This is a genomic window from Enhydrobacter sp. (genome assembly GCA_025808875.1).
In the GTDB taxonomy this organism is placed as follows: domain Bacteria; phylum Pseudomonadota; class Alphaproteobacteria; order Reyranellales; family Reyranellaceae; genus Reyranella.
On sequence record CP075528.1, the window covers coordinates 2,636,478 to 2,653,843 of the forward strand.

A 17,366-nucleotide genomic window follows, 5' to 3' on the forward strand; every position below is an offset into this window, starting at 1 on the left:
TCACGAAATGCGTTCTACTTCAATTAGTTGGAGCGTGAGCCTTGAGAGACTTCTCGGCTGTCGCTCTTGCCTCTACGTCCACGGCATCGACCTGCCGCAGGGACTGCAGGGGCGCGGAAAGTTGGTCGGTCGACATCATCGCATCCTCGACGACGCGGGCAATGTCGAGAAAGCCGATCCGCCGGGCAAGAAAAGCAGCCACAGCAACCTCGTTTGCCGCATTCAGCACGATGGGTGCAACTCCTCCCGTGACCAAAGCCTCGCGCGCCAGCCGTAGCGAGGGAAAACGGCCGGAATCGGGCCGCTCGAAGGTCAGCGCCGACAGGCTCGCGAAGTCCAGCCGAGCGGCCGGCCCCTCGATCCGCGACGGCCAGCCGAGCGCATGGCTGATCGGCACCCTCATGTCGGGCGTGCCCAACTGCGCCAGGACCGATCCGTCACGGTACGCGACCATCGAATGGATGACCGATTGCGGATGGACGACGATGTCCAGCTGCTCGGCGGGAAGTCCATACAGGAGGTGCGCCTCGATCAGCTCCAGCCCCTTGTTCATCATCGTCGCCGAATCGATCGAGATCTTGGCGCCCATGTCCCAATTGGGGTGCGCGCGCGCCTGCTGGGGTGTAACGCATGCCATGTCGGCCAGCGACCAGTTGCGGAACGGTCCGCCCGAGGCCGTCAGGATAAGCCTATCCACGGCGTGACGTTGCGCCGGATCGAATACCTGGAAGATCGCGTTGTGCTCGGAGTCGACGGGCAGCAGCACGCCTCCCGATTCGCGGATGGCGTCCATCAGCAACACACCGGCGCAAACCAGCGCTTCCTTGTTCGCCAACGCCACCATCGCGCCACGCCGGGCGGCCATGAGCGTCGAGGCGAGCCCGGCGAACCCGACGATCGCCGCCATGACCCACTCGGCCGGCCGTGCCGCCGCTTCTTCCACCGCGGCGGGCCCTGCCGCAGCCTCGACGGAGGTTCCGGCGAGTGCCTCCTTGAGCGCACGATAGCGGTCCGGGTGGGCAACAACGGCGATCCGGGCACGCAGGCGCCGCGCCTGGTCGGCCAGCACTTCCACGGAACTGCCGGCAACCAGCGCCTCGACGCGATACCGCTCGGGATCGCGCGCGATCAGATCGACCGTGCTTTGGCCCACCGAGCCGGTCGAGCCGAGGATCGTCACGGTCCTCGGCCGGTCGACGGACGGCGGGTTCCAGCGCATCATTCCCACGGCCACACTCCTCCGACGACGAGCCGTATGGCGGCAACGACCACGAGAACGGCGATCAGCCCGTCGATCCTGTCGAGCAAGCCGCCGTGCCCCGGGATGATCCTGCCGCTGTCCTTCACGCCGGCACGACGCTTGGCGGCCGATTCCAGGAGGTCGCCGGCTTGCGCTACGACCGCGAGCATCGCACCGAAGATCGCAAGCCACACGGTGTGCCCGGCGCCGAATATCCAGCCGCAAGCCGCGCTGACCACCGCCGCGAACGCCATGCCCCCGACCAGTCCCGACCAGGTCTTGCTCGGGCTGATCGAAGGCGCGAGCTTGGCGCCGCCCGCGAGCACCCCCAGAAAGTACGCTCCGATGTCCGTCGCCCAGACGCAGGCGACGATCCACAGCACCGTCTGGCGGCCCGACTCCGGCTGGTGCCTCAGCCACAGGAGCGCGACCACCGCCGCAAGCGCGTAGGTCACCGTCATCATCCGCGCGAGGTATCGTCCGCGCGTGAGCCTGATCCATTCGGAAACCATGATCGGTGCCGCGAGCGCTGCCATCAGATCGATCCAGGGGAAACCGAACCAGATCGCAGCAAGCACCGCCGGACCAAGGACTGCCGCCGACACGACCCTCGGCAGCAAGCCCCGGAACCGCGCGCTCTGCCCCGGTGCGCTAGCCGTTGACGCCGCCATAGCGACGTTCACGGCGACGGAACTCGGCGATCGCCCGTTCGAGATGCTCCTTGCCGAAATCCGGCCAAAGCGTGTCGACGAAGACCAACTCGGCATAGGCACATTGCCACAGAAGGAAGTTGCTGATGCGCTGCTCGCCGCTCGTCCTGATCAGCAGATCCGGGTCGCGCAAACCCGCCGTGAGAAGCGCGCCCTCGAAGCGATCTTCGTCTATCGCTTCCGGCGCGAGCTCCCCCCGCGAGACCTTGCGAGCCAGATTGCGGGCAGCCCTCACGATCTCGTCGCGTGCGCCGTAGTTGATGCAGATGTTGACGTCGATGCGCGCATTCGCGCTCGTCGACCTCTCCGCGTCCGCGATGTCCCGAACGATATCCGACGCGAGTCGGTCGCGATCGCCAATGACGCGCAACCGAGCGCCGTTCTTCCGAAGCTCCTCGAGCTCGTTGCGCAGGTAGTGCCGCAGAAGTCCCATCAGGTCGCTGACTTCGTCGGCCGGTCGCGCCCAGTTCTCCGTCGAGAACGCGAACAGCGTCAGCATCGGAATGCCCAACTCGGCGGCGCCCCGGATGACGCGACGCACCGAATCGGCCCCCCTGCGATGGCCAGCCACTCGCGGCAGACCGCGCGCCTTCGCCCACCGTCCGTTGCCATCCATGATGATGGCGACGTGATGCGGCCCGGGCGGGGCGTCAGGTGCGGCGGGTAGCGGCGCGGTCGACATCAGACGGTCTTGATTTCCTTTTCCTTGGTCGCCAGCGCATCGTCGACCATCTTCACGAAGCGATCGGTCAATTTCTGCACTTCGTCCGACTTGCCGCGGTGTTCGTCCTGAGAGATTTTGTGATCCTTCTCGGCCTTCTTGAGCGCTTCCATCCCGTCGCGACGGACGTTGCGGACGGCAACCCGGCCCTGTTCGGCATATTTGTGGGCCAGCTTGGCAAGCTCATTGCGCCGCTCGGCCGTCAATTCGGGAATCGGGATTCGAATCATCTGGCCGTCGGGCGCGGGATTGAGGCCGAGGCCCGCCTCGCGGATCGCCTTGGCGGTCGAGACGACGAGACCCTTGTCCCACACGTTGACCGTCAGCAACCGCGGCTCGGGGGCGCTCACCGTGCCCACCTGGTTGAGCGGCATGCGCTGACCGTACGCTTCGACCATGACGGGATCGAGAAGGTTGACGGAGGCACGGCCGGTGCGCAGGCCGCCGAACTCCTTCTTCAGGGCGTCGAGTGCCCCATGCATGCGCTTCTCCAGCTCTTTGAGGTCTGTGCTCATCTTCAGCCCTCGTCCTTGATGATGGTGAAAGTGCCTTCCCCGCACATCGTCTTGGCGAACGCACCCTGCTTGTGGATGTCGAACACGATGATGGGAATCCTGTTTTCGCGCGCGAGCGAGATGGCCGATGCGTCCATGACCTGGAGGTCCCGGGACAGCACGTCCATGTAGGTGAGGCTGTCATAGCGCCTGGCCGACTTGTCCTTGCGGGGGTCGGCGGAATAAACGCCGTCCACTTGCGTCCCCTTGAGGAGAACGTCGACGCCCATCTCGGCCGCACGCAAGGCGGCCGCCGTATCGGTGGTGAAGAAGGGATTGCCCGTTCCCGCGGCGAAGATCACCACACGCCCTTTCTCCATATGGCGCGCGGCGCGGCGGCGAATATAGGGCTCACAGACCGTGGTCATGGGGATGGCCGACTGCACGCGGGTCTGCAGCCCGTGGCGTTCGAGGGCGCTTTGCATGGCCAGCGAGTTTATCACCGTGGCGAGCATACCCATGTAGTCTCCGCTCGCGCGGTCCATGCCGGAAGCCGCCGCAGAGACCCCCCGAAAGATGTTGCCGCCGCCGATGACGAGGCACACCTGTACCCCCATGTCGTGTACGGCCTTCACTTCCTGGGCGACCATGCCGACCATGGCGGGGTCGAGACCGTATTCCCGACCGCCCATCAGGCCCTCGCCCGAGAGCTTCAACAAGACGCGGCGATAGCGAGGAGCCGGCGGCATCGATGGCCTCTGGTTGACTCTTTTTTGGGCGGCACGGACCACAGGTACGCGCGCCGTGCCGCTTGTCATACTACTTCTTGAGCTGAGCGGCCACCTCCGCCGCGAAATCCTCCGATTTCTTTTCGATACCTTCGCCCAGGGCAAAGCGCAGGAAGCCGGCCAAGCGGACCGTGCCACCGACCTGCTTGGCGGCATCTTCGACGACCTTCGAAACCTTGGTCTTGCCGTCGATGACGAAGGCCTGCTCGAGCAGGACCACTTCCTGGTGGAATTTGCGCAATCCGCCCTCGACCATCTTGGCGACGATGTCGGCAGCCTTGCCGCTCTGGCCGGCCTTCTCCGCCAGCACCGACCGCTCACGCTCGATCAGCGCCTTGTCGAGGTCCGCGACCGTCAGCGACTGCGGGTTCGTCGCCGCGACATGCATGGCGAGTTGCTTGGCCAAGCCCGCGAGCTTGGTCTTGTCGCCGCTCGACTCGAGTGCCACCAGCACGCCGATCTTGCCGAGGTCCGTCGCCACCGAGTTGTGTACGTAGGCGGCGACGACACCGTCGGACACCGAGAGCGATGCCGCCCGGCGCAGGCTCATGTTCTCGCCGATCGTTGCGATGAGGTTGGTCAGCTCGGCCTGGACGTCGCGGCCGGTGCCGGGATACGGCGCGGCCGCGATCCTGGTCATGTCGCCGCCATTCTCCAGCGCGATGCGCGCCGTAGCGGCGACGAACTTCTGGAACGTCTCATTGCGGCCGACGAAGTCGGTCTCGGCATTGACCTCGACCACGGCGCCGCGATTGCCGCTGGCGACCACGCCGACCAGCCCTTCGGCGGCGACGCGGCCGGCCTTCTTGGCGGCAGCGGACAGGCCCTTGGTGCGCAGCCAGTCAACGGCCTTCTCAAGGTCGCCCTGGGTCTCGCCCAATGCCTTCTTGCAGTCCATCATGCCCGCGCCGGTCTTCTCGCGCAGTTCCTTGACGAGGGTAGCGGTGATCTCAGCCATTGCTCTTGCTCCGTTCGGTACGAGAAGGGCCGGTCTCGCGACCGGCCCCGTCGAAGTCTCCTGAGGAAGGGGCCCGCCTATTCGGCCGGTGCGGCCTCGGCGCCCTCGCCTCCCGACGGCGAGGGAACGTCCTCGACCGGCGGCTCGGAGAGTTCGCCGACGTCGCCGCCGGTAGCGGCGATCTCGGCACGGATGCCGTCGAGCACGGCCGAGGCCACCAGGTCGCAGTAAAGCGACACGGCGCGCAGCGCGTCGTCGTTGCCCGGCACCGGAAAATCGATGCCGTCGGGATCGGAGTTGCTGTCGAGCACCGCCACGATCGGGATGCCGCGCTTGCGCGCCTCCTGGACGGCGATCGATTCCTTGTTGGTGTCGATGATGAACAGCATGTCGGGCGTGCCGCCCATCTCCTTGATGCCACCCAGCGAGCGCTCGAGCTTGTCGCGTTCGCGCGTCAGGTCGAGCTGTTCCTTCTTGGTGAGGCCGACGACATCGCCTTTCAACCGGTCATCCAGCTCGCGCAGACGCTTAATCGAGGCGGAGATGGTCTGCCAGTTGGTGATCATGCCGCCCAACCAGCGGTGGTTGACGTAATACTGGCCGCAGCGCTTGGCGGCATCGGCGATGCGATCAGCGGCGGCGGCCTTGGTGCCCACGAACAGCACACGACCGCCGTTGGACACGACCTGGCGGAGCTGCTGCAGCGCCTGCTCGAGCAGCGGCACGGTCTTGGTAAGATCGATGATATGAACCCCGTTGCGCACCCCGAACAGGTACGGCTTCATCTTGGGGTTCCAGCGCCGTGTGTGGTGGCCGAAATGGACACCCGCTTCCAGCAATTGACGCATCGTGACGGTCGGCATCGCCATGCCGTTTCTCCTTTTCCGGTTGGGCCTCCGCGGGCGTCGTCCCCCTCCGCCAAGACTTCGGGGAACACCGGAGCGAGCGTCGGGATGTCTCCCCGTCGACCGCAAACCCGCGTGCGAAGTGGGCGTGGTTCTAGAGGCTAATGGGCCGGAACGCAAGCCCTGTTGAATCAAAGACTTAACGGGCCAAGTTGGCGATTTCGCGGGCCAGTTCGAGGAGCGAGAGGGGCGCGCAGCCCTCGGCCTTGTTGTTGGCGGTGATCCAGGTCCTGCGTCCCGCCTTGGATGCCCGAACCGCCATGCGCGCCAGGACACGCCGGGTCTCGCCGTCCTCGTCGACCAGCTTGTCGAACGGCTCGTATCGCTGGCGCGCGGCCTGATAGAGAAAACCCCGGTGCAGGTTCCAACGGACGATCAGGTCGCCGGGCGCCTCGCCATCCAGGACAGCCAGCGCGGCTTCCTGCCGTTCGACCTCGGGCATGCGATCATGGAGCCCGACACAGTAGCGCACGCCGACGCCGGCCAGCATGCGCATCAATCGCGGGGTGAGGAGCTCGGGGTTGCGCAATTCGATCGCATAGAGCGGCCGGCGCCCGCCGAGCTGCGCCGGCAGGGCGGCGAAGAACGCCGCCAGCCGCTCGACCAGGCTCGCCGCCTCCTCGACGAGGCCACGCGGCAGGGGCGAAATCTGGAACACCAGCGGCCCGGCCTTGCCCTCGAGTCCTTCCAGGCACGGCACGACGAATTCGCGCGCCGCAATGGCGGCATCGAGGAAGTGCGGATTGACCACCCGCCCCCTGCCCTGGTCGTCACGCATCAGGGCATCGCAGACGAGCGCAGGCGCCTTCACGACGAAACTGAAATGCGCGGGTACCTGGCCGGCGTAGCGCGCATAGTCGACGGTCGGGATCGGCGCGTAGAACGTGCGATCCAGGCTGACAGTGCGAAGCAGCGGGAACTGGGCGTAGGCGGCGAGCCCCTTGCGGCTCAGCGCGACCTGCGGATGCAGGCCGTCGTAGACCAGGTTGCGCCAGCCGGGGAAGAACCACGACGACGTGCCCAGCCGGATGTCGCGCGGCAACGCCGGCGCCTCGAGCAGGGGCGAATCGAGCGCCGGCCCGATCTCGCCGGGCGATGGTTTCGGACGCCGGGGCGGCGGCGGAGTCTCGAAGAGGCCGGGCTGCCGGCTCAAATCTCCTCCACCTGCATCACACCTGGCAGGCTGCCGATGGCGTCACGCAGCCCACCCGCGATCGAGTATGTGCCGGGAAGCGTCACTTCGGCTTCGGACTCGTCCGGCATCGGCACGACCAGCGTCACCCTGCCTCGACCGCGCTTGCCCTCCAGGTGCTTGTGCAAGGCCTCGAGGGCGACCGGATCGGCCAGCACGATCCTCAGCCCGGCGGCGGCATGTGCCACTGCATCCTCCAGTTTCTCAACCGTCTGCGCCGTGAGCTTCACCTGTTCGCCGTCGAGTCGCCCGTCGGCCGAGATCAGCACCGCCTGGCCCGCCTCGAGCAGGTTGCGTTTGCTGCCGAGCAGTTCGCTGAACACCGTGAGTTCGAAGGCACCCGACTGGTCCGAGCACTGCACAAACGCGAAGCGGTTGCCCTTGGCGGAGGTGCGCTCCATGCGATCGATCACCGTGCCGGCGAGCTTGATGCGACCCGCCACGCCGCGCGACAGCAAGGCCGGCAGGTCGGCCGCGCGCGTTACGCCCAACCGTTGCAGGCTGCGTTCGTAGGCCGCCAGCGGATGAGACGACAGATAGAAGCCGATGGCGGCAAATTCGTTCTGCAGCCGCTCCATGGGCGCCCAGTCCGACACCTTGGGCAGTTGTGGACGGCGCTGCGCGGTGTCGTCGCCGAACAGGCTGTTCTGGTCGCTGTCGCGCGTTTCGTGGATCGCCTGCGAGTGGCGGGTCAGCGCCTCGACGGCGCCGAACGCTTGCGCGCGGTTCTTGTTCAGCGTGTCGAAGGCACCGGCCCTCACGAGGCTCTCGAGCAGGCGCTTGTTGAGCACGCGCTGGTCCAGCCGCTCGGCGAAGTCGAACAGGTCCCTGAACGGTCCGTTGGCCTCGCGCTCCCCGGTCAGCCGGTTCATCGCTTCCCGTCCGACGCCCTTGATGGCGGCAAGCGCGTAGCGGATGGCTTTCTTGCCGTCCGCCGCGCGCTCGACGGTGAACTCCGCCGACGAGCGGGTCACGTCGGGCGGCAGCAGTTCGATACCGAGTTTCTCGAGGTCGCGGCGATAGCCGTTGAGCTTGTCGACGTTGCCCATGTCGAGCGTCATCGTCGCTGCGAAGAACTCGACCGGATGGTTCGCCTTCAGATAGGCAGTCTGATAGCAGACCAGCGCATAGGCCGCGGCATGGCTCTTGTTGAAGCCGTAGCCCGCGAACTTGTCGACCTGATCGAAGATCGACGACGCCCGGCTCTCTTCGACGCCGTTCTTCTTGGCGCCCTCGATGAAGTTCGCGCGCTGGGCGTCCATTTCGGCCTTGATCTTCTTGCCCATCGCCCGGCGCAGCAAGTCGGCGCCGCCCAGCGTATAGCCGGAGAGCACCTGGGCAATCTGCATGACCTGCTCCTGGTAGATCATGATGCCGTAGGTCTCCTTCAGGATTCCCTCGAGCATCGGATGCAGGTAGTCGGGTCGCTCCTCGCCGTGCTTGCGCTTGATGTAGCTCGGGATGTTCTCCATCGGCCCCGGGCGATAGAGCGCGACGACGGCGATGATGTCCTCGAAGCGGTCCGGCTTCAGCTTGCGCAGCACGTCGCGCATGCCGTTGCCTTCGAGCTGGAACACCCCCGACCCGTCGCCGCGCGCCAGCAGTTCGAACGACTTGCGGTCGTCGAGCGGCAGCTTGGCGATGTCGATCCTGTCGCGACCGATGAGCGCGCACGCCTTCTCGATCACCGTCAGCGTCTTGAGGCCGAGGAAGTCGAACTTCACCAGCCCGGCACTCTCGACCCACTTCATGTTGAATTGCGTCGCCGGCAGCGATTCCTTGTTGTCGGAATCGCGGAAAAGCGGCACCAGCTCGTCGAGCGGCCTGTCGCCGATCACCACGCCGGCGGCGTGGGTCGAGGCATTGCGATAGAGGCCCTCGAGCTGAAGCGCGAGGTCGATCAGGCGCTTGATCTCCTCGTCGGCGACGTACTGCTCCTTCAGCAGCTGCTCGGTTTCCAGCGCCTTGGCCAGGGTCACCGGATTGGCCGGGTTGTTGGGCACCAGCTTGCAGATACGGTCGACCTGGCCGTAGGGCATGCCGAGGACGCGGCCGACGTCGCGCAACACGGCGCGCGCCTGCAGCTTGCCGAAGGTGATGATCGCCGCCACGCGGTCTCGGCCGTATTCGTCGCGCACGTAGCGGATCACCTGATCGCGCTTGTCCTGGCAGAAGTCGATGTCGAAGTCCGGCATCGACACGCGCTCGGGATTGAGGAAGCGCTCGAACAGCAGGCCCCAGCGCAGCGGGTCGAGGTCGGTGATCTTGAGCGACCAGGCCACCAGCGACCCGGCCCCCGAGCCACGGCCGGGCCCGACCGGCACGTCGTGGTCCTTGGCCCACTGGATGAAGTCGGCGACGATCAGGAAGTAGCCCGCGAATCCCATCTTCTCGATCATGTCGAGTTCGTAGGCGAGCCGGTGCTCGTACTTCTCGAACGCGATCTCGCCGGACAGACGCCCCGCCGCGTTGAGCTCGTCCAGCCCCTTCCGCGCGAGCAACCGCAGCGCTTCGCCCTCCGAGCGCCCGCCGAGCTTGGTGTAGCTCGGCAGTATCGGCTTGCGCGGCAGGGGCATGTAGGCGCAGCGTCGGGCGATCGCCAGGGTGTTGTCGCAGGCCTCGGGAAGATCGGCGAACAGCCGACGCATCTCGTCGGCCGACTTGAAGTAGTGCTCGTCGGTGAGGCGTCGCCGGTTTGGATCGTCGATGTGGGCACCCTGCTCGATGCACAACAGCACGTCGTGCGCCTCGTGCATCTCCCGCCTGGGAAAATGCACGTCGTTGGTTGCGACGAGCGGCAGGCCGCGCTGGTAGGCCAGGTCGAGCAGTGGCTCCTCGATGCGGCGTTCGGCGTCTTCGCCGTGGCGCTGGACCTCGACGTAGAGCCGATCGCCGAACACCCGCTGCAGCCGTTCGACGAGGTGGGCCGCTGCGGGCGCCTGGCCGGCCCCCAACAGCCGTCCGATCGCGCTGCTCGTGCTACCGACGAACGCCAGCAGGCCGTCGCCGTGGCCTTCGAGCTCGGAAAACGGCAAGGCCGCCAGCGCCCCCAGCTTGAAGTCGAGATGCGAGCGGCTGACGAGCCGCATCAGGTTGCGATAGCCCTCCTCGCTCTGGACGAGCAGCGTCAACCAATCGACTGCCGGCAGCTTGCCGGCGACCGCGATCCCGCCCTCCTCCTCGCGGCGGATGGCAAGGTCGCACCCGACGATCGGTTGCACGCCTCCCTTGGCGGCATACTGGGAGAATTCCAGCGCGCCGAACAGGTTGTTGCGGTCGGTGACGGCGACGGCCGGCATCGCCTGTGCCGTGGCGAGCGACACGATGGTATCGATCTTGTTCGCGCCTTCGGTCAGCGAATAGGCGGAGCGGACCTTGAGATGGACGAAGTCGGCGATGGCCATGCTGCATCATCGCCGCCGATCCTGTGGAAAGTTAGGCGAATAGCGTGCCGTCGCGCAGCGTCACGGTGCGATCCACCCGCGCGGCCAGCTCCGGATTGTGAGTGGCGATCAGCGCGGCCATGCCGGTTTCACGGACCAGGGCGAGGAGCTGGCGGAAAACGCCGTCGGCCGTCGTTGCATCGAGGTTGCCCGTCGGTTCGTCGGCCAGCAGCACGCGCGGCGCATTGGCCACGGCCCGCGCGATCGCGACGCGCTGCTGCTCGCCGCCCGACATTCGCCCCGGCCGATGATCGGCGCGCTCGGCCAGCTGGACCATGGCGAGCAGCTCGATGCCTCTGCGCCGGGCCTCGTTCCGCGACAGGCCGTTCAGCATCTGCGGCAGCATCACGTTCTCGAGGGCGGAGAACTCGGGAAGCAGGTGATGGTACTGGTAGACGAAGCCGAGGAAGCGCCGGCGCAGGGCCGTCCGCTCCCGGTCGCTCAGGATGCTGGCCGGGCGGCCGTCGAGCACGACCTCGCCCTTGTCCGGCCGTTCCAGCAATCCGGCGATGTGGAGCAAGGTCGACTTGCCGCTGCCGGACTGGCCGACCAGCGCCACGATCTCGCCGGGGTGCAGATCGAGGCTGACGCCGCGCAGGACGTGCAGCCTGCGGTCTCCCTGCACGAAGGTGCGCTCGACGCCACGCAGCGACAGCGCTTCGGTCCGGTCATTCATGGCGCAACCCCTCGATCGGCTCGATCCGCGTGCTGCGCCACGCCGGATAGGCGGCCGCCGCCAGCGACAGCAGCACCGCCACGGCGACGATCGACACCACTTCGGAAGCCTCGACGCGGACCGGGACGGCGGTGATGAAGTCGACTTCGGCGGCACCGCTGCCCGGCGCCGTGACGCTCGAGAGCCATCGCCCGATCGCCGGCATGTTGGCGCAGATCGCCAGCCCCAGCGCGGCACCGGCCGCGGTGCCGACGAGGCCGACCGCGGCCGCTGCCATGAAGAAGATGCGCACGATCGAGCCCGGCGATGCCCCCATCGTGCGCAGGATCGAGATGCTGCCGCGCTTGACGCGCACCAGCATCGTGAAGCTCGCGATGACGTTCATGGCGGCCACCAGGACGATCAGCGACAGGATGATGAACATCATCACGCGCTCGACCTGCAGGGCGCCGACGAAGCGGGAATTCAAGGCGAGCCAGTCGGCGATCTCGAGATCTTCGCGCCCGAGCGAGCGCCGCAGCCATGCCGCCGCGTCGGGCGCCCGAGCGGGATCGGCGAGCTGCAGGTCGAGCGAGCTCACCGTCCGCGGTTCGAGTTCGAGGTCCTCCTCGAGCTTGTCGAGTGGCACGAACACCAGGTTGGAGTCGAACTCGAAGCGCTTGGTGAGGAAGCTGCCGAGGACGGTGTAGTCGGAGTAGCGCGGCGCGATCGTCCCCGACTCGTTCAGGCGATGGGTCGCGAGCGTCACGGTGTCGCCGACGCTCAGGTTCAGGGCCTGGCGCAAGCGGTCTCCCATCACCACGCCGCGTCCCGTGCCGAACTCCCCCGTCCCTCCCTCGACCAGGTTGCGGGTGACGATGTCGCGCGACAGCAGATCCTCGGTCCGCACGCCCCGCAGCATGGCTCCCCTGGTCTGGCCGTCGGCACTCGCCAGGGCCTGCCGCTCAAGCGTTAGGCGCACCGCCGTCACGCCCGGCGCCGCGCGGAGCTTCGCCACGAGGTCGGCATCGGCGCGCAGGCTGCCCGATTGCCCGGTCACCACGACGTGGCCGTTCATGCCGATGATCCGGCCGACCAGGCTCTCGCGGAAGCCACCCATCACCGACAGCACCACGATCAGGGTGGCGACACCGAGAGCGACGCCGATCAGGGAGAAGATCGCGATGAAGGAGACGAAGCCTTCCCGCTGCCGCGTCGCGAGGTAGCGCCAGGCGAGCCAGCGCTCGACGGGTCCGGCCGCGTCACTCACGGCGCAGCCCTTCGACCGGATCGAGGCGGGACGCCCGCGCGGCCGGATAGAGTGACGCCACCAGGGCGAAGACCATCGCCATCGCGGCGATCGCGGCGACCTCCATCCAGTCGATGTGCGCCGGTATCTCGGCCAGCAGATAGAGCGTCTCGTCGAACAGCACCAGGCCGAAGGCGCTCTGCAGCCATTGCCGCACGGCCTCGATGTTGGCGGCGAAGGCCACACCCAGCGCCACCCCCAGGACGGTGCCGACGCCGCCGATCGCCAGCCCGTCCAGAAGGAAGAGACGCATGATGGCGCCGCGCGTCGCCCCCATCGTGCGCAGGATGGCGATGTCGTTGGACTTGGTCCGCACCAGCATCACCATGCTGGAGACGATATTGAAGGCCGCCACCAGCACGATCATCGTCAGCACGAGGAACATCACGTTGGTCTGCGCCTGGATGGCGGCGAAGAAGCCGAAATTGGCCTGCAGCCAGTCGAACACCCATCCGAGCGGGCCGACGGCCTGCATCACCTTCGGGCGGACGTCGGCGGCCGATGCGCCGTCGGCGAGGAAGATCTCGATGGTGCTGATCCTCTTGCCGAGATTGAGCAGGTGCTGGACATCGACCATGGGCGCATAGACGAAGTTGGCGTCGTAGTCGTACATGCCGGCGCAGAAGATCGCCGTCACCCGGGCGGACGCCGAGCGCGGCATGACGCCGAGCGGCGTCGCCACCGAGACGGGCGACAGCAGATGGAGGCGATCTCCCACCTTCAACCCCATCAGGTCGGCGAAGCGCCGGCCGACGGCCACCGTGAAGGTGTCGCCGAAGCCATCGAGGCTGCCCCAATCCACCGCCTTGTCGTCGCCGCCGCGGCACAGGCGGCGATAGCGTTCGCGCTGCGCGGCGGGTCCCTCGATCGCCGTCGCCAGCGGCATGCGCTCGCGCAGGTCGGACGGCTCGATGCCACGCAACAGCACGCCACGCACACGATCGCCGGCGATAGCGATGACCTGCCCTTCCGCCGACGGCGTCGCCGCGGCCACGCCGGGAACGGCCCTGATCCTCGCCAGCAGGCCGGCATCGGCGACGAGGCCGCCACGACTGCCCTGCACGCCGAGCTGCCCGCTGACGCTCGACATCTGGCGCAGCATTTCGATGCGAAAGCCGTTCATCACCGACATGACGACGATCAGCGTGCCCACGCCGAGCGCGATGCCGATCAGCGAGAAGGCGGCGATCACCGAGATGAAGCCCTCCTCCCGCCGCGCCCGCAGGTAGCGGAAGGCAACCAGTCGTTCGACGGCGGCGAAGACCATGCGTCAGGCGAAGCGCGCCACGATCTGCCCGGGCGGCAGTTCCTCGCGCACGCCGGTCTTGCGGTTCTTCAGCTCGACCTTGCCCGCCGCGAGGCCCTTGGGGCCGACGATCGCCTGCCAGGGGATGCCGATCAGGTCCATGTCGGCGAACTTGGCGCCCGGCCGCAGGTCGCGGTCGTCGTGCAGGACGTCGACACCCTTGGCCCGCAGCGCCGCGTAGAGCTTGTCGCAGGCCGCGGCGACGGCGCCGTCGTCGGGCTTGAGGTTGACGATGGCGACGCGGAACGGCGCCACCGATTCGGGCCACACGATGCCCGCATCGTCGTGGCTCGCCTCGATGATGCCGCCGACCAGGCGCGACACGCCGATGCCGTAGGAACCCATCTCGACCGTCACCGGTTCGCCCTTGGGGCCCGCGATCACGGCGTTCATCGGCTTGGAGTACCTGGTGCCGAAGTAGAAGATGTGGCCGACCTCAATGCCGCGGGCGGCGAGGCGTTGGTCCTCCGGCAGCTTCTCGAACGCCGCCTTGTCGTGCATCTCGTCGGTCGCGGCGTAGAGCGACGTCCATTCGTTCACGATGGACTGCAGATCCGAGCCGTAGTCGATCGTCCGGCTCAGGATGTCCTTGTCGACCAGGCCTTTGTGGCAGAACACCGCGCTCTCGCCAGTTTCCGCCAGGACGATGAACTCGTGGCTGAGATCGCCGCCGATCGGCCCGGTGTCGGCGCGCATCGGGATCGCCTTCAGACCCATGCGGGCGAAGGTGCGCAGGTAGGCGACGAACATCTTGTTGTAGGAATGCGTCGCGCCTGCCTTGTCGAGGTCGAAGGAATAGTTGTCCTTCATCAGGAACTCGCGGCCGCGCATCACGCCGAAACGCGGTCGCACTTCGTCGCGGAATTTCCACTGTATGTGGTAGAGGTTCCGGGGCAGGTCGCGATAGCTCTTCACGCCGTCGCGGAAGAGCACGGTGATCATCTCCTCGTTGGTCGGCCCGAACAGCATCTCGCGGTCGTGCCGGTCCTTGATCCGCAGCATCTCCGGGCCATAGGCGTCATAGCGGCCGCTCTCGCGCCACAGATCGGCCGACTGGATGGTCGGCATCAGCACTTCCTGGGCGCCCGACGCGTCCTGCTCCTCGCGCACGATGCGCTCGATGTTCTTCAGCACGCGGAAACCCAGAGGCAGCCAGGCGTAGATGCCGGCGCTGGTCTGGCGGACCAGCCCGGCGCGCAGCATCAGGCGGTGTGAAACGATCTGCGCCTCGGCCGGCGTCTCCTTCAGGGTGGGCAGGAAATACTGGCTCATCCGCATGCTGAATCGGTCCTCGCTGGGCGCTTCCGGGGGCGGCGCGGACTGTAGGGAACGGTCCCCCGCTTGGCAAACCGCAGCGGCGGCGACTGGATTTGCACAGGCCGATGCCCGCACACTGCCCGCAATATCGGGGGAGATACCAACGAATGCTCGAGCAGATATTCAAGCTGAGCGAGAACAGGACGACGGTGCGAACGGAGCTCGTGGCCGGACTCACGACCTTTCTCACCATGGCCTACATCATCTTCGTCAATCCACAGATCCTGAGCGCCGCCAAGATGCCGGGGGACGCGGTGTTCGTCTCGACCTGCGTCGCCGCCGCCGTCGGCTGCTTCCTGATGGCGTTCCTCGCCAACTATCCGATCGCGCTCGCGCCGGGCATGGGGTTGAACGCCTACTTCGCCTTCGGCGTGGTGGGTGGCATGGGCTTCAGCTGGCAGGTGGCGCTGGGCTGCGTGTTCCTGTCGGGCATCCTGTTCTTCATCATCAGCGTGCTGCCGCTGCGCGAATGGATCGTCAACGCGATCCCGAAGTCGCTCAAGATGGCGATCGCCGCCGGCATCGGCCTGTTCCTGGCGCTGATCGCACTCAAGAACGCCGGCATCGTCATCGGCAGCGAGGCCACGCTCGTGAAGCACGGCAATCTGGCGAGCTGGCCGGTCGCCATGGCGACCCTGGGATTCTTCCTCATCGTCGCCCTCGAGCATCGCCGGATCATCGGCGGCGTCATCATCGGCATCCTCGCCGTCACCATCGCCTCCATCCTGATGGGTCATCAGAAGTTCGGCGGCATCTTCGACATACCGCCCTCGATCGGCCCCGTCTTCCTGCAGATGGACCTGGCGGGCGCCTTCCATGTCGGTCTGATCACCGTGGTTTTCGCCTTCCTGTTCGTCGACCTGTTCGACAACACCGGCACGCTGATCGCGCTCGCTCATCGCGCCGGCTTCATGCGGCCGGACGGCACCGTGCCGCGCCTGCGCGGCGCCCTGCTCGCCGACAGCGGCGCCGCCATGGCCGGTGCCGCGATCGGCACCTCGACCACGACGAGCTACATCGAGAGCGCCGCAGGCATCAATTCGGGCGGCCGGACCGGCCTGACCGCGGCAACCGTCGGCGTGCTCTTCCTGCTGGCGCTGTTCGTGTCACCCCTCGCCGGCTCGATCCCCGCCTATGCCACCGCACCGGCGCTGCTCTATGTCGCCAGCCTGCTGGCACGCGGGCTCGTCGAGATCGAATGGAACGACATCACCGAGGCCGCGCCCGCCGTCATCACGGCGCTGGCGATGCCGTTCACCTTCTCGATCGCCGAAGGGATCGCCTTCGGATTCATTTCGTACGCCGGCATCAAGCTGGTTGCCGGACGCTGGCAGGATATCCATCCCGCCGTCGCCACCCTCGCTGTGCTGTTCGTGATCAAGTACGTGGTGATCGGATGATCAGACAACGGACGCGGAAATTTGTTTGATGTCGAACGACTCGCCGCGTTAACAATCGTTCTAATCGGCAGAAGCCACCGAAATAAAAGGTCTTGGCAATCGTCATGCCGCCATGTACACAGCCTACGACTTAGGCGCAGCCTGAGTTTAGGGAGGAGAGCGGCGCAAAGCCGCCTTACGAGGAGCTTCGGGGCAGAGAGGCGGCGGGCAAAGCCCGCCGTTTTCTTTTCAAAGGCTTAAGAGCCGTTCTTGATATTTTACTTTAATTTCCTTCGACCAGCCGGCGGAAGCTGAAGACGTCGGCTCGATGAAGCAAATAAAACCCCAGCCAGAGCACGGCGGCGACGACCGACGTGATGGCCGCCTTGCGCCGCAGTTGCGGCCGCTCGGGCGCTCCGGGATCCTGACCGCGCCCCGGTTTCTCGACCCGCCGGACACCGAGCGGCAGGATCGCGAAGAGCACCGTCCACCAGATCACCAGGTAGACCGTGATGCCGGTGGCCCATCCCATGCGCCGCCCCTAGACCTGCTCGAGCTCGATCAGGGTGCCCGTGAAATCCTTGGGATGGAGAAAGAGCACAGGCTTGTCGTGCGCCCCGATCTTCGGCTCGCCATCGCCCAGCACGCGGGCACCGCCGGCCTTGAGCTTGTCGCGGGCGGCATAGATGTCCTCGACCTCGTAGCAGACGTGATGGATACCGCCGTCGGCGTTTCGCGCGAGGAAATTGGCGATCGGCGACTTCTCGCCGAGCGGATGAAGCAGTTCGATCTTGGTGTTGGGCAACTCGACGAAGACGACCGTGACCCCGTGGTCCGGCTGGGCCTTCGGCGCGCTGACCTTGGCCCCCATCACCGTACGATAAAGCTCCGCCGCCCTTGCGAGGTCCGGCACGGCGATGGCGATGTGGTTGAGGCGACCGATCATGCC

At 66.6% G+C, this 17,366-nt stretch carries 16 protein-coding genes; 1 reads left to right on the plus strand and 15 read right to left on the minus strand.

Translation table 11 applies throughout. The features are described from left to right. Positions 1-19: 19 nt before the first annotated feature. The 13 genes from dxr to KIT25_13170 all read right to left on the minus strand — a co-directional run bounded on the left by dxr (position 20) and on the right by KIT25_13170 (position 14,999). The gene (gene dxr, locus KIT25_13110) at positions 20-1,219 is read right to left on the minus strand and encodes a 1-deoxy-D-xylulose-5-phosphate reductoisomerase (protein UYN97923.1); all 1,200 of its coding nucleotides are present in this window, start codon (positions 1,217-1,219) and stop codon (positions 20-22) included. Further along, positions 1,219-1,911, minus strand: a complete 693-nt coding sequence (locus tag KIT25_13115; GenBank protein ID UYN93018.1) for a phosphatidate cytidylyltransferase — start codon at positions 1,909-1,911, stop codon at positions 1,219-1,221. The genes dxr and KIT25_13115 overlap by 1 nt, the downstream gene beginning before the upstream one ends. Beyond that, the gene (locus KIT25_13120) at positions 1,892-2,632 is read right to left on the minus strand and encodes an isoprenyl transferase (protein ID UYN93019.1); all 741 of its coding nucleotides are present in this window, start codon (positions 2,630-2,632) and stop codon (positions 1,892-1,894) included. Before KIT25_13120 ends, KIT25_13115 begins: the two co-directional genes overlap by 20 nt. Further along, positions 2,632-3,153 carry a ribosome recycling factor gene (gene frr / locus KIT25_13125; protein UYN97924.1) on the minus strand — a complete coding sequence of 174 codons (522 nt, stop codon included), beginning with the start codon at positions 3,151-3,153 and terminating at the stop codon, positions 2,632-2,634. Before frr ends, KIT25_13120 begins: the two co-directional genes overlap by 1 nt. 35 nt (positions 3,154-3,188) lie before the next feature. Then, on the minus strand, positions 3,189-3,914 hold the full coding sequence (pyrH, locus tag KIT25_13130; protein UYN97925.1) for a UMP kinase: 726 nt from the start codon (positions 3,912-3,914) through the stop codon (positions 3,189-3,191). A gap of 70 nt (positions 3,915-3,984) precedes the next feature. Continuing rightward, complete coding sequence (locus tag KIT25_13135) at positions 3,985-4,911, minus strand: elongation factor Ts (GenBank protein ID UYN93020.1); 927 nt, start codon at positions 4,909-4,911, stop codon at positions 3,985-3,987. A gap of 77 nt (positions 4,912-4,988) precedes the next feature. Beyond that, positions 4,989-5,780, minus strand: coding sequence for a 30S ribosomal protein S2 (gene rpsB, locus KIT25_13140; protein ID UYN93021.1), 792 nt, complete (start codon positions 5,778-5,780; stop codon positions 4,989-4,991). 175 nt (positions 5,781-5,955) lie between these two features. Next, entirely contained in the window at positions 5,956-6,969 is a 1,014-nt protein-coding gene (locus tag KIT25_13145) for a DUF72 domain-containing protein (protein ID UYN93022.1), read from the minus strand. Then, positions 6,966-10,412, minus strand: coding sequence for a DNA polymerase III subunit alpha (gene dnaE / locus KIT25_13150; protein UYN93023.1), 3,447 nt, complete (start codon positions 10,410-10,412; stop codon positions 6,966-6,968). The genes KIT25_13145 and dnaE overlap by 4 nt, the downstream gene beginning before the upstream one ends. A 31-nt stretch (positions 10,413-10,443) precedes the next feature. Beyond that, complete coding sequence (locus KIT25_13155; protein UYN93024.1) at positions 10,444-11,127, minus strand: ABC transporter ATP-binding protein; 684 nt, start codon at positions 11,125-11,127, stop codon at positions 10,444-10,446. Continuing rightward, on the minus strand, positions 11,120-12,376 hold the full coding sequence (locus KIT25_13160; GenBank protein UYN93025.1) for an ABC transporter permease: 1,257 nt from the start codon (positions 12,374-12,376) through the stop codon (positions 11,120-11,122). The genes KIT25_13155 and KIT25_13160 overlap by 8 nt, the downstream gene beginning before the upstream one ends. Beyond that, positions 12,369-13,682 (minus strand): FtsX-like permease family protein, encoded by a 1,314-nt coding sequence (locus KIT25_13165; GenBank protein UYN93026.1) that lies wholly within the window; start codon positions 13,680-13,682, stop codon positions 12,369-12,371. The genes KIT25_13160 and KIT25_13165 overlap by 8 nt, the downstream gene beginning before the upstream one ends. 3 nt (positions 13,683-13,685) lie before the next feature. Continuing rightward, positions 13,686-14,999, minus strand: a complete 1,314-nt coding sequence (locus KIT25_13170) for a proline--tRNA ligase (GenBank protein UYN93027.1) — start codon at positions 14,997-14,999, stop codon at positions 13,686-13,688. Between the two features lie 146 nt (positions 15,000-15,145). Here KIT25_13170 and KIT25_13175 point away from each other — a divergent pair, with 146 nt between their 5' ends. Then, the gene (locus tag KIT25_13175) at positions 15,146-16,438 is read left to right on the plus strand and encodes an NCS2 family permease (protein ID UYN93028.1); all 1,293 of its coding nucleotides are present in this window, start codon (positions 15,146-15,148) and stop codon (positions 16,436-16,438) included. Between the two features lie 262 nt (positions 16,439-16,700). Here the strand turns inward: KIT25_13175 and KIT25_13180 are convergent, their stop codons facing one another. Both KIT25_13180 and mce read right to left on the minus strand, forming a co-directional pair. Then, entirely contained in the window at positions 16,701-16,949 is a 249-nt protein-coding gene (locus KIT25_13180) for a DUF1467 family protein (protein UYN93029.1), read from the minus strand. Between the two features lie 9 nt (positions 16,950-16,958). Then, positions 16,959-17,363, minus strand: a complete 405-nt coding sequence (mce, locus tag KIT25_13185; protein ID UYN93030.1) for a methylmalonyl-CoA epimerase — start codon at positions 17,361-17,363, stop codon at positions 16,959-16,961. Between the last annotated feature and the right edge of the window lie 3 nt (positions 17,364-17,366).

Coding starts and splice junctions, on each gene's coding strand:
- dxr (UYN97923.1), bottom strand. CDS start 1,219: ATGCGCTGGAACCCGCCGTCCGTCGACCGGCCGAGGACCGTGACGATC.
- KIT25_13115 (UYN93018.1), bottom strand. CDS start 1,911: ATGGCGGCGTCAACGGCTAGCGCACCGGGGCAGAGCGCGCGGTTCCGG.
- KIT25_13120 (UYN93019.1), bottom strand. CDS start 2,632: ATGTCGACCGCGCCGCTACCCGCCGCACCTGACGCCCCGCCCGGGCCG.
- frr (UYN97924.1), bottom strand. CDS start 3,153: ATGCATGGGGCACTCGACGCCCTGAAGAAGGAGTTCGGCGGCCTGCGC.
- pyrH (UYN97925.1), bottom strand. CDS start 3,914: ATGCCGCCGGCTCCTCGCTATCGCCGCGTCTTGTTGAAGCTCTCGGGC.
- KIT25_13135 (UYN93020.1), bottom strand. CDS start 4,911: ATGGCTGAGATCACCGCTACCCTCGTCAAGGAACTGCGCGAGAAGACC.
- rpsB (UYN93021.1), bottom strand. CDS start 5,780: ATGGCGATGCCGACCGTCACGATGCGTCAATTGCTGGAAGCGGGTGTC.
- dnaE (UYN93023.1), bottom strand. CDS start 10,412: ATGGCCATCGCCGACTTCGTCCATCTCAAGGTCCGCTCCGCCTATTCG.
- KIT25_13155 (UYN93024.1), bottom strand. CDS start 11,127: ATGAATGACCGGACCGAAGCGCTGTCGCTGCGTGGCGTCGAGCGCACC.
- KIT25_13165 (UYN93026.1), bottom strand. CDS start 13,682: ATGGTCTTCGCCGCCGTCGAACGACTGGTTGCCTTCCGCTACCTGCGG.
- KIT25_13170 (UYN93027.1), bottom strand. CDS start 14,999: ATGCGGATGAGCCAGTATTTCCTGCCCACCCTGAAGGAGACGCCGGCC.
- KIT25_13175 (UYN93028.1), top strand. CDS start 15,146: ATGCTCGAGCAGATATTCAAGCTGAGCGAGAACAGGACGACGGTGCGA.
- KIT25_13180 (UYN93029.1), bottom strand. CDS start 16,949: ATGGGATGGGCCACCGGCATCACGGTCTACCTGGTGATCTGGTGGACG.
- mce (UYN93030.1), bottom strand. CDS start 17,363: ATGATCGGTCGCCTCAACCACATCGCCATCGCCGTGCCGGACCTCGCA.